We start from the raw sequence: 12,025 nt of genomic DNA, 5'->3' as shown, positions 1-12,025 counted from the left end.
GGGAATGACATCATTATAGCATCCGCCTAAGGCGGACAAAAGGCCGGACAGCAGTGATTGATTATATTTATTTATCAACCGTTCAGGCATGTTGAAGGGGGGGCGTAACCTGATTGCAATAATCAATATCGGGTCGCACTCTTACAGGCGCGACCCGACAGAATAACAACATCAAAATTTTAAATATTCCAAATAGAAAACGATATTACAGATTCTCGATTATATGCGTTGCATACTGGGAGGTTGAAACTTTTGTCGCTCCCTCCATCTGGCGTTCAAGATCGTAGGTTACGGTTTTCTGAGCAATCGTTTTCTCGATAGCTTCTTCGATTCTTTTACCGGCTTCTTTCCAGCCAAGATAATCAAGCATCATTACCGCCGAAAGAATCAACGAACCGGGGTTAACCATATCTTTATCGGCATATTTCGGAGCGGTGCCGTGAGTAGCCTCAAAAAGGCCGATGTAATCGCCAATATTAGCGCCGGGCGCCATGCCCAAACCGCCAACCTGCGCCGCGCAAGCATCCGAAAGGAAATCGCCATTAAGGTTAGGCGTGGCAACTACCTCATACTCGCTGGGACGTGTAAGAATCTGCTGGAACATCGAATCGGCAATGCGGTCCTTGATAATAATCTTGCCATCCGGGCAATTGCCGTCATATTTATCCCAAAGCTCCTGTTCGGTAATAGTCTGCTGAGCAAATTCCTTAGCCGCCAACTGATAACCCCAATCACGGAATGCGCCTTCGGTGTACTTCATAATGTTGCCCTTATGCATAAGCGTAACCGATTTACAGCCGCTTTCTATCGCATAATTAATAGCCTTGCGAACTAAACGCTGAGTGCCTTTTACTGAAATCGGTTTTATACCAATACCTGAATCGGAGCGAATATTGGTTTCCATCTCCTCATTTAGGAACCCAATAAGTTTTTTAGCTTCCTTAGTGCCCTTGCGCCATTCGATACCGGCATAAACATCCTCGGTGTTTTCACGGTAGATAATAATATTCATTAACTCGGGACGTTTCACCGGCGAGGGAACCCCGGCAAAATAGCGAACCGGACGAACGCAGGCATAAAGTGTAAGCATCTGGCGAAGGCTGACATTTAATGAACGATAACCGCCGCCCACAGGCGTTGTAAGCGGACCTTTCAAAGCGACGATGTAATACTTAATCGCTTTCAAAGTATCTTCCGGAAGAACCTCGTTATATCTTTCCATAGCCGATTCGCCGGCAAAAATATCGAACCAGGCAATTTTTTTCTGGCCGCTATATATTTTTTCAACAGCCGCATCCACAACACGTCTGGTTGCTTTCATAATATCACGGCCGATGCCATCACCCTCAATAACCGGAATAATCGGAATGTCAGGTACATTTAGTTTTTTATCAACGACTGTAATTCGTTCACCGTCAGTTGGAGGTGTGATTTTTTTAAATCTTGCCATTTTTTCTCCTTTTTATTTTGAATTTCTGATTACTTTAGCATCACCGAAAATTTACTCGTCCTTTTTATCTTTATTAGACTTGTTTCGCTTTAATAAAATCATCAAACCGATAAGAATTAAAATGAGCGGCCAACATTTACCAGCCGCTTCCCAGAAATCGATATAATCAAGAGAATCAAATAATAATAACATCCCCAAAAAAATTAGTATTATTCCCCAAATCGCTTTTTTTGAATATCTGTTCACAATTTAATTAAAATATTTTATTAATTACAATTATCAATAGAAATTTTAATAAAAGCGCATTTTTTTAACATAATTTAAAACCTCCATGCTTTTGTATATGCGCAATCAGGCCGCCATCCTCGAGAATTGTTGTCATTGTTTTCGGTAAAGGAGTAAATGACAGTTCTTTGCCATTAGTTTTATCCCTGATTATACCGCTTTCGAGATCAATCTCAAGCTCATCGCTTGCTTCGATTTGGTTGGTATCGCATATTAAAACCGGCAAACCGACATTAATGGCGTTTCTGTAAAATATCCTCGCGAAAGATTTTGCCAATACCGCGCTTACGCCTGCCAGTTTGATTATTGCCGGCGCATGTTCACGAGATGAACCAAGACCGAAATTATTGCCGCCAACTACAAAATCACCTGCGGCAACATTCGAGGCAAACGACTCATCGGCATCCTCAAGCACATGCTTTGCCAGTTCGGGCAAATCAGACCTCAAATGAAAATATCTTCCCGGCGCTATATGGTCGGTTGAAATATCATCGCCAAATTTGAAAGCTTTTCCTGTAATCGCCATAACTTAGCTCCTCCTCGTTTTAGGCGTAGTTTTAGGAGCCGTTTTCTTGGCTGTTTTTTTTATAGTAGTTTTTTTAGCTGAAGCTTTTTTTGCAGCTGTTTTCATAACTGCTTTCTTTTTCGCGGCTTTTTTCTTAACAGCTGTTTTCTTTGTTGCTGTCGTTTTTACCTCAGGCTCAACCTTCGTTTCTGGTTTTTTGCTTTTAAAGATGTCTTTAATAGCTTTCGTCGCATCTTTTGCCAGAACTTTAATAGTTTTTTCCAGTTCGCCAGCGGCTTTTATTGCCTGCGGTTCGTATTTTTTAATTATCTTTTTAGTCTTTTGCTCAACCACATCGGATGTTTCTTTTAATTTGGGACCAAGTTTCTCGGCAGTATCTGAGGCGATTTTCTCAAGCGATTCGATGGCAGTCGAGGCGGCTATTTTCAGGGCTTCCGTGTTTACAATCGAGGGGAACGATTTCGAGGTCAGTTCCTTCTTATATTTGCGCGGGTCGGCTATAATTCCCTCAATGGCAGTTGCCGCTATTGTGGCAGGCGAGGCAAGATATATCTCAGCTTTGGGGTTTCCCATCCGGCCTTTGAAATTGCGGTTCATCGTGGTTAATGACCGCTCGCCATCAGCCGGGATACCGCCATGCACGCCGACACACGGCCCGCAGCCGGGAGGTAGAAACATCACCCCGAACTCGGCTAAAATCTGGTAATAACCGGCTACCATTACTTGCTTTTCGACTAATCTCGAACCGGGAACTGCAATAAAACGCGTGCCGGGAGCTTTCTTCTTGTCTCTGACAATGCGGGCAACTGTTTCCCAATCCTCAAGGCGGGAATTGGTGCAGGTGCCAAGAAACACTTGGTCTATCACTATACCGGCGGCTTCATCGACTTTACGGGTATTATCAACAGTATGAGGGAAAGATACAGTCGGCGCCAGTGAAGATATATCAATTTCGATTACACGTTCATATACAGCCTCCGGATCGGCAGAGATTGGACGCCATTTTGAACCGCGTCCCATTCTCTCAAGATATGCTTTGGTAATATCATCAGAGGCAATCAAGCCAACTTTAGCGCCCGATTCGACAGCCATATTCGACAGTGTAAAACGGGCATCCATGCTCATGTTTTCTATAGTTGGCCCGCAAAACTCCAAAGCCTTATAGGTTGCGCCATCCGCGCCTATTAAGCCTATCAGGTGCAAAATAAGGTCTTTAGCGAAAACACCAATCGGAAACTCACCCTCAACATATACCTTATATGTTTCGGGAATGCGGAACCAGGTTTTGCCAAGCGCCATGCCCACCCCAACATCGGTAGAACCCATACCGGTGGCAAAGGCGCATAGAGCACCGCCAGTGCAGGTGTGGCTGTCCGCACCTATAAGTATATCGCCGGGATTGACATACTGCTCATTGATAACCGTATGGCATATACCCATCCCGACATCGGATAAGCGACAGCCTGTTTTTCGGGCAAAATCGCGCAAAAAAGCATGGTCGTTAGCCAGCTCTTTTCGCGATGCCGGCGCTGAATGGTCGAGAAATAAAACCGTCCGTTCCGGATTGGCAAGCTTATCCAAGCCAAGCTTTTCAATCTGACGGACTGCTAATGGCCCCGTGCCATCCTGAACCAAACAGACATCAACATCTGTTGCGACTATCTCGCCAGCTTTAACATCACGGTTAACATGTTCGCTGATGATTTTTTCGGCTATGGTTTTGCCCATATCGCCTCCATGACTTTTTATTCGCTTATTAATTTGCTGTTTCGGAAAGCATAGCCCTCAAAACATAAACTGCTGAAAAAAGACAACTATTTTGAACTATTATATACACGGCATTCACCGCAGGCGGATGCTACCCACTAAACCAGAGAAAAAAATATAGCAACCCGCAGGAGTTTAATAGATTAAACCCCTGCGTAGTAAAATTCATTAATATTTCTACAATACGATTTTAATAACCGAGTTCGCCCAGTGTTCCCTTATATGTCTCAGCTGAGACTTGCAGCGCTTTTTTGTCTTCATCATTGAGCTTCAATTCGAAAATCTTCTCGACACCGCCAGCGCCCAATATTACCGGAACACCGATATATTGACCTTTAATGCCATAAGGGCCATCAACATAAGCCGATAACGGCATAACGCGTTTGCGGTCGTTTAATATCGAGTCAACCATCTGAACAGTCGCCGCCGCCGGGGCATAGTAAGCCGAACCGGTCTTAAGCAGCTTGACAATTTCGCCTCCGCCGACACGGGTTCTCTGAGCAAGCTCGTCTATTTTCTCTTTCGAGAGCAGTTCGGTAATAGGAATTCCGCTGACAGTCGTATAAGATGGAACCGGCACCATAGTATCGCCATGACCACCTAAAACCATAGCCTGAATGTCATTCATGGAAACGCCAAGTTCCCAGGCAACGAAGGTGCGGAAACGCGTCGAATCGAGAATACCAGCCTGACCAAACACTCTGTTTGTCGGGAAACCGGAAACTTTCCAGGCATGATATGTCATAATATCCAGCGGGTTAGCTACCATCAGTATCATAGCATTGGGAGCATGCTTTTTAGCGGCTTCTGCCATTCCGCCAATGATGTTGGCGTTTTTGTTAAGTAAATCCTCGCGGCTCATACCAGGTTTACGAGGCAATCCTGCGGTATGGACAATCAAATCCACGCCTTCAATTGCGGCCATATCATTAGAACCCTCAATCTTGCCGTCATAACCAACAATCGGACCCGCTTGAGATAGATCAAGACATTTACCCTGAGGCATATCCTCAATGATATCAATTACTGTGATATCGCAAATATTTTTTTCGGCTAAGTACATAGCACAGCTTTCGCCAACATGTCCCGCGCCAATGATTGCGACCTTTTTCCTCACTTCTAACTCCTTTTTTAAGGTTTTATTACAGGTACTGTATAGCCTGCATCATCTAACACTGCTATTTTTACATTTCTCCCGATTTCATTAAGAGCGCTTTTTAATGCCTCTTTAATATCACTGAAAGACTTAAAATATACTCTTTTAACTACGTCCTCGTCAAGAGTAGTTACATAATAGATTTTATTTTTTTTCAATTGACGGGCTGTTTTTATAAGTTTATGTATCCCGAAAGAATCATCCGTGATGCCTTTATCCAATGCGATTTCAGGCGTAGGATATTTTTCAGCCAAATTCATGAAATACTCCGACCCAACCCCCTCTTTGCAGGCTCCCACAACTATTAACACGCCGCCATCGGCAACCATCCTGCCGCCATGTTCCTGAGCTTTCTGCAATTGATAAAGATTTATATCTAAAGGCGGTTCGCAATTCGCAATAACTATATCATATTTTTCAGGTATTTCAACTGTATAATATTTTGACGCACAAGCACAAGCCTGATTAAACGCATCATGGAGTTGACCGCAGAAAACATCAACAATCCTGCTCTCGCGGTTAGTAATACATTGGATAGCATAAATATGCTTGTCGCCTATAAGTTTTATACATTCCTCAAGGTCTTGATGAAGCGGGTTTGTTTCGAGATTTAAGACTTCTGCTTTTTCATGCTTGGCAAGCCTGTGATTCGTTGCAGCGGTATCGAACCCAGCTAAGCCGGGAACTATTGATTTCCGTCCGCCTGTGAAACCGGCAAAAAAATGAGGTTCAATTGAATTTATGGCAAAAATCAAATCAGCCTCGATTATCTTCATATTTATTAAAACCGGCGTCCCGGATTCAGTCCTGCCAATATCAACCAAGGATGATTGGTCATAGCAATCATGGAAATACAGCTTTGGTTTTACTTTATCCAGTATGTTGCCGAATATCTGCCTTAGGTCAGCATCATTTGGCTGGCGATGCGTGCCGGAGGCAATTATAAAATCTCCATCCTTAACAAAATCCCAAACAATAGACAGCAATTCTCCGTTTGGTGTTCGACGATAGCTATCATTGACAATCGTTAGAATATTTGAATTATCAAATTTATCTTTAAATTGGCTAAGTTCTTTTAGAATTTTATCTTTAATTTCCTCAAAAGATAAAGGCGCGGGAAATTTACAGCCATAACGGCCGGCATAACTAGATGGCGGGCAATAATCATTAGTATCGAATCCGATATTTTTGCCGCCAAATGATAGTTCGATTTCCATCAGCTAAAGAAAAAACTAATTTCCTGTTCAGCGTTTTGGGGTGAATCGGACGCATGAACAGAGTTTTTTGTCAAACTTACCGCCAAGTCGTGCCTGATTGTTCCGGCGGCGGCTTTTTCAGGATTGGTGGCGCCGATAAGCTCGCGAACCTTGGCAACCGTGTCGCCCTCTGACTTTAAAACCATTGGCACAACCGGCCCCGATGACATAAATTTGCATAATTCATCCAAAAACGGCTTGCCCTCATGAACCGCATAAAACCGGCGCGCCGATTCATAATCGAGTTTAACCATTTTGAGGGCGGCAACAATAAATCGAGCTTTTTCCAAACGGGAGATTATCTCGCCTATCAGGTTTCGTTCAACCGCATCGGGTTTAATCATTAAAAATGACTGTCCCATCTATTTAACTTTCCCTTTTAAGGCATTTTTCCCCATATCGAAGCCGAGCTTGCAGGCTTTTTCATTTTTCGATTCGGTCCCCTTAGGGGCGCGATTTAATACCGCATTTAAAAATGATTCGGGCTTGCAAATACCGGAAACTACTACTAACGCAGCCGCCGAGATTACATTAGCCACTATCTCGGTGCCGATTTCTTCTCTGGCGGTGCGGGTAAACGGCATACTGTATACTCTGGGAAAAGGCGGCAACTGACGGACAATATCGGAATCAACGACAATTATTCCTTTATCGTTTAGATGAGTATAATATTTATCTGCCGCTTCCTGTGTTAATGCTAAAAGCAAATCCAATTCTGATGTTTTGGGATAATATATTTCATCATCGGAAATCACCAGATCTGACCGGGAAGTTCCACCGCGGGCTTCAGGTCCATAACTTTGCGTTTGGGCAACATTCTTGCCCTCATATACGCCGACTGCCTCTGCTATCATAACTCCGGCAAGCACTAACCCCTGACCGCCAGAGCCGGAAAGCCGCATTTCGAATCTACCTTCGATTTTCTTTTTCTTCATCACTACACCATGTTTATGTTACAGTTAAATGTATCCTGCTGCTTAGGGCTGTTTCGCCTATTTATTTTCGCTATTATTATTATCATCCTCGACAGGTTTGATTTCGGGAGGATTAAATCTGTCAATCAATTTCTGGTACTGCTCAACATATCCGGGTCTTTCAATGTCGTGCAAAGTACCAATAGCATATTTCCCTTCCATTTCTTCAGGGGTCAGTTTCTTGGCTTTCGATATAGGAACAGCACGTTCTTTCATGTCTAATATCATTTTTACAGCCGTTCCCTCTTTGTTTAACCGGCCATACTGGGTTTGACAGTTTGATATTGCCTCAACCACCGAGAAGCCTTTTTTGGCAAGCGCTTTTTCGATTAGATTGGAAAGCGGGGCAGCATGATAAACAGTGCTTCTGGCAACATACGATGCTCCCGAACTTATAGCCAGATTGCAAATATCGAAAGGCGGTTCAATAGTTAAATACGGCGCAGTTGAGGCTTTTTTGCCAAGCGGTGTAGCCGGTGAATATTGCCCGCCGGTCATGCCATAAATATAATTGTTTACCAAAATAACGGTTATATCGATATTGCGGCGGCAGGCGTGAATAAAATGGTTGCCGCCGATAGCCAGCAAGTCGCCATCGCCTGAAATTATTACCACTTTCAATCTTGGATTACCCAACTTTACACCGGTAGCAAAAGCAATTGCTCTGCCATGAGTCGTGTGCAGCGTATTAAAATCGACATACGCCGGTATGCGCGCGGTACAGCCGATACCGGAAACTAAAACCATGTCATCTTTTGGAATACCAAGCCGATCTACAGCTCTGATAAATGCGCCAAGCACAATGCCAATACCGCAGCCGGGACACCAAACATTAGGAAATTGCATTTTTTGCCTGAGATATTGATGAGTAACATTCGATTTTTGCATTTTCAGTGTACCTCTTTAATTCTTTGAATAATCTGTTCGGGAGTTATCAATTCCCCATCATACCTGTTTAGCCCTACTATCTTAGTATGGTCACTGCAATTCCTTTTAACCTCGCCAATAATCTGTCCCTGATTTAGCTCGGCAACAACAACCAAATCAGCTCTTCTAAGAACTGGCTTCAGCTTTTCATCAGGGAATGGCCAAAGTGTTACAGGTTGAAATAATCCGGCCTTAAAACGTTTTTTACGGGCAATCATAACCGCCTGCTTGGCAGCCATAGCCACCGAACCATAAGCGATAATTACCACGCGGGCATCATCAAGCTTGAATTCCTTTACCTCTATAATATCATCCCCATGCCGTTCGATTTTCTTTTTCAGCTTATCAAGTTTTGCTTCAATTTTTTCGTTATCGGCTGTCGGCAATCCATCTTCGTCATGAGTTAAGCCGGTAAGGTGGAATCTGTAGCCCTCTCCAAAGCTTGCCATCGGAGAAGTATAGTCGGGAGTGATTTGAAAATGCTTGTACCATTCGGGCGGAACATTAGGTCTTACCCGCTCAACTTTCTCAATAGTGGATGGATCAGGTAAAACTATCATCTCCCTCATATGCCCGATTACTTCATCGGATAATACTATCACCGGGGTTCTGTATTTTTCGGCAAGATTAAAAGCCTTAATCATTATGAAAAAGCAATCTTTTACTGTTGTCGGACAAAGGACTATTGGATAATAATCACCATGCGAACCCCAATTAGACTGCATAACATCAGCTTGGGAAACCTTTGTCGGCAAACCGGTTGAGGGACCTCCGCGCATAGCATTAACTATAACACAGGGAACTTCCGTCATGGCGGCATATCCGATACCCTCCTGCATAAGTGAAAACCCGGGACCGGATGTTGCGGTCAATGATTTGGTGCCGGCAATAGAAGCGCCGATAATCGCCGATATCGAGGCGATTTCATCCTCCATTTGGATAAACCTTCCCTTATATTTCGGCAGTTCGAGAGCCATAACCTCGGCAACCTCGGTTGATGGCGTAATCGGATAGCCGGCGAAGAACCGGCAGCCAGCCGCAATAGCTCCAAGAGCGCATGCCTGATTACCCTGAATAAGTTTTGGGCCTGAAATATCATCCATAATCATACTCATTTCTCGTTAGAGGTGATGGCAAAATCGGGGCAATGAATCCAGCATATTGCGCACTGTGTACAATCGAGACCGCGCGCGATTATGGGATACCCGTCTCTATCCGTGTCAAACACATCTTGTGGACAAAGTTCTATACATATTCCGCAGGCCTTACACCATTTCTTATAAATAACAATAGGGTCGGGTCTTTGTTTGTATCGCTTCTTTGTTATTGTTTTTTCAGCCATTTTAGTTATCTGTCACCTTATCTTTTTTTGGCAGTTTTCTTAACCGCTTTTTTCTTAGCTGCTTTTTTCTTTATAACTTTTTTCTTAGCAGTTTTTTTAACTACCTTTTTCTTAGCTGTTTTCTTTACTGATGTTTTTTTCTTGGCGGCTTTTTTTACTGTTTTCTTTTTCGCAGTTTTCCTGACAGCCTTTTTAGCGGTTTTTTTAGCTGCTTTTTTCTTGGCCATCTTCTTTTTGTATTCAGCAAGTTTTTCTATCATTAAATCAGCGATTTGAGAGGGAATTTCCGCTACTGGTATGCCGACAGCATTTAAAGCCTTGATTTTGTCAGCGGCTAAACCGGATGAACCGGAGATAATAGCGCCGGCATGCCCCATGCGTTTGCCGGGAGGAGCAGTTTGTCCGGCTATGAAACCGACAACCGGCTTGGTAACGTTCTTCTTAATATACTCAGCTGCCATCTCCTCATCAGAGCCGCCTATCTCGCCAATCATCACTATGCCTTTGGTCTGGGGGTCATTCTCGAAAGCCTCAAGGCAATCGATGAAATTGGTGCCTATTATCGGGTCGCCGCCAATACCTATTGTGGTCGATTGGCCAAGACCCTTTTGAGTAAGATTATAGACGACTTCATAAGTGAGGGTGCCGGAGCGCGAAACTACGCCAATATTGCCTTTCTTGAAAATATGAGCCGGCAGGATGCCGACTTTCGAGGCGCCGGGGGAAATCAATCCGGGACAATTCGGACCCATTAGCCGTACGCCTTTCATCCGGGCATAATTGTAAACGCCTGTCATGTCTATTGTTGGCACGCCCTCTGTGATGCAGACAACAAGAGATACGCCCGATTCAATCGCCTCATAAATAGCATCAACCGCAAAAGGCGGCGGTACTAATATCATGGATGTGTTGGCTTTTGTTTTTTTAACCGCTTCTGTCATCGTATCGAAAATGCGCACGCCAAAAATCTCGGAGCCGCCCTTGCCGGGGGTAACGCCCCCAACAACTTTAGTGCCGTAATCTATCATCTGCCGGGTATGAAACGAACCGTCGCGGCCGGTAATACCCTGCACAATCACCTTGGTTTTATTATCAATAAAAATTGCCATAACGCCTCTTCTTTTTTTATCTTAACCGTAAAAGTTTTTCCATTTTTAAATAATTAATAAACACGATCAATAAACCATCTATCTCGTCAAGCTACCGGAGCAACTTCCTTTATTGCCATTTTAACAACGTCATCCATTGAATTAGTAGCTTTCAAGTCATGTTTTTCCAAAATCCCTTTAGCGATATCTTCATTGGTTCCGGTAAGACGGACAACTATGGGAACCCGTACATCGAGTTTATCTAACGCTTCGATGATGCCATTGGCAACATCATCGCAGCGGGTAATGCCGCCGAAGATATTAAATAGGATGACACCCACATTCGGGTCTCTGAGAATAATACGCAATGCCGCCACTACTTTCTCTGGGGATGATGAGCCGCCGATATCGAGGAAGTTTGCCGGTTGACCGCCAAAGTATTTCACAAGGTCCATAGTAGCCATTGCTAAGCCGGCGCCATTGACACAGCAGCCGATGTTTCCCTCGAGTTTTACAAACGACAGGTCGGCGCGTTTGGCTTCGATTTCATCCGAATCCTCAGCGTCGAGGTCCCTTAAATCCTCAAAATCGGGATGCTTGAAAAGGCCATTATCATCGAGGTTCATTTTTGCGTCTATAGCGATAAGATTGTTCTCATTGTCGAGAATAAGCGGGTTTATTTCCGCTAAGGAAGCGTCGCTGTGCACAAAAGAGTTGTACAATTTCCTGATAATTGCAGCCGCCTTGCGGGCAATTTTAATATCAGGATAGATAAAACGTGCAAGTTGTAAAGCTTCAAATTGCCGCAAACCCATTAAAGGGTCAACACCAAGTTTCATTATTTTTTCCGGTGTTTCGGCGGCAACCTGCTCAATATCGATACCTCCGGCGGGAGAAACCATTATAACATTTCGTTTGGTTGATCTGTCGACTATCGCACCGACATAAGCTTCATTTACAATATTGACTGCTTCACTAACAAGAACTTTTTTAACAATCAGTCCTTTGATATCCATTCCCAAAATCTGCTGAGCGGCTTCGAAAGCATCATCCGGTTCGGCGCAGTATTTAACGCCTCCCGCCTTGCCTCGTCCGCCAACGTGAACCTGCGCTTTAACCATCACCGGTTTTTGATACCGCACGGCAATTTCGCGAGCCTCTGCCGGAGAAGCTACTACCTCGCCTTTAGGTATCGGCATACCAAATTTTCCGAAAATTTCTTTTGCCTGATACTCGTGTATTTTCATTTTTCCT

12 protein-coding genes and 1 pseudogene are annotated in these 12,025 nt (G+C 43.9%); all 13 read right to left on the bottom strand.

Annotated features, from left to right (window positions below):
* Positions 1–205 precede the first annotated feature (205 nt).
* Positions 206–1,450 (bottom strand): isocitrate dehydrogenase (NADP(+)), encoded by a 1,245-nt coding sequence (icd, locus tag J7K40_05020; GenBank protein ID MCD6161758.1) that lies wholly within the window; start codon positions 1,448–1,450, stop codon positions 206–208.
* A gap of 51 nt (positions 1,451–1,501) precedes the next feature.
* Positions 1,502–1,696 (bottom strand): hypothetical protein, encoded by a 195-nt coding sequence (locus tag J7K40_05015; protein ID MCD6161757.1) that lies wholly within the window; start codon positions 1,694–1,696, stop codon positions 1,502–1,504.
* 64 nt (positions 1,697–1,760) lie between these two features.
* On the bottom strand, positions 1,761–2,261 hold the full coding sequence (locus tag J7K40_05010) for a 3-isopropylmalate dehydratase small subunit (protein ID MCD6161756.1): 501 nt from the start codon (positions 2,259–2,261) through the stop codon (positions 1,761–1,763).
* A 480-nt stretch (positions 2,262–2,741) separates the two neighbouring features.
* Positions 2,742–3,989 (bottom strand): annotated as a pseudogene (locus tag J7K40_05005) (3-isopropylmalate dehydratase large subunit).
* A gap of 229 nt (positions 3,990–4,218) precedes the next feature.
* Positions 4,219–5,145, bottom strand: coding sequence for a malate dehydrogenase (gene mdh / locus J7K40_05000; GenBank protein MCD6161755.1), 927 nt, complete (start codon positions 5,143–5,145; stop codon positions 4,219–4,221).
* 14 nt (positions 5,146–5,159) lie between these two features.
* Complete coding sequence (larA, locus tag J7K40_04995; protein ID MCD6161754.1) at positions 5,160–6,401, bottom strand: nickel-dependent lactate racemase; 1,242 nt, start codon at positions 6,399–6,401, stop codon at positions 5,160–5,162.
* Positions 6,401–6,802 (bottom strand): nucleoside-diphosphate kinase, encoded by a 402-nt coding sequence (gene ndk, locus J7K40_04990; GenBank protein MCD6161753.1) that lies wholly within the window; start codon positions 6,800–6,802, stop codon positions 6,401–6,403. The genes larA and ndk overlap by 1 nt, the downstream gene beginning before the upstream one ends.
* Positions 6,803–7,360, bottom strand: coding sequence for a 2-oxoacid:acceptor oxidoreductase family protein (locus J7K40_04985; GenBank protein ID MCD6161752.1), 558 nt, complete (start codon positions 7,358–7,360; stop codon positions 6,803–6,805). It lies immediately after the preceding gene.
* A gap of 72 nt (positions 7,361–7,432) precedes the next feature.
* The gene (locus J7K40_04980; protein ID MCD6161751.1) at positions 7,433–8,302 is read right to left on the bottom strand and encodes a 2-oxoacid:ferredoxin oxidoreductase subunit beta; all 870 of its coding nucleotides are present in this window, start codon (positions 8,300–8,302) and stop codon (positions 7,433–7,435) included.
* 2 nt (positions 8,303–8,304) lie between these two features.
* Positions 8,305–9,444, bottom strand: a complete 1,140-nt coding sequence (locus J7K40_04975; GenBank protein ID MCD6161750.1) for a 2-oxoacid:acceptor oxidoreductase subunit alpha — start codon at positions 9,442–9,444, stop codon at positions 8,305–8,307.
* Between the two features lie 8 nt (positions 9,445–9,452).
* Positions 9,453–9,683 carry a 4Fe-4S binding protein gene (locus tag J7K40_04970; protein MCD6161749.1) on the bottom strand — a complete coding sequence of 77 codons (231 nt, stop codon included), beginning with the start codon at positions 9,681–9,683 and terminating at the stop codon, positions 9,453–9,455.
* 17 nt (positions 9,684–9,700) lie between these two features.
* Positions 9,701–10,792: a succinate--CoA ligase subunit alpha gene (gene sucD, locus J7K40_04965; GenBank protein MCD6161748.1), complete on the bottom strand. Its 1,092-nt coding sequence runs from the start codon at positions 10,790–10,792 to the stop codon at positions 9,701–9,703.
* An 86-nt stretch (positions 10,793–10,878) separates the two neighbouring features.
* Positions 10,879–12,018, bottom strand: coding sequence for an ADP-forming succinate--CoA ligase subunit beta (sucC, locus tag J7K40_04960; protein ID MCD6161747.1), 1,140 nt, complete (start codon positions 12,016–12,018; stop codon positions 10,879–10,881).
* Between the last annotated feature and the right edge of the window lie 7 nt (positions 12,019–12,025).

This window comes from Candidatus Zixiibacteriota bacterium, from assembly GCA_021159005.1.
Classification (GTDB): domain Bacteria; phylum Zixibacteria; class MSB-5A5; order UBA10806; family 4484-95; genus JAGGSN01.
Note: the sequence above shows the minus strand (reverse complement) of the source record. Positions and strands in the feature narration are given on the sequence as shown.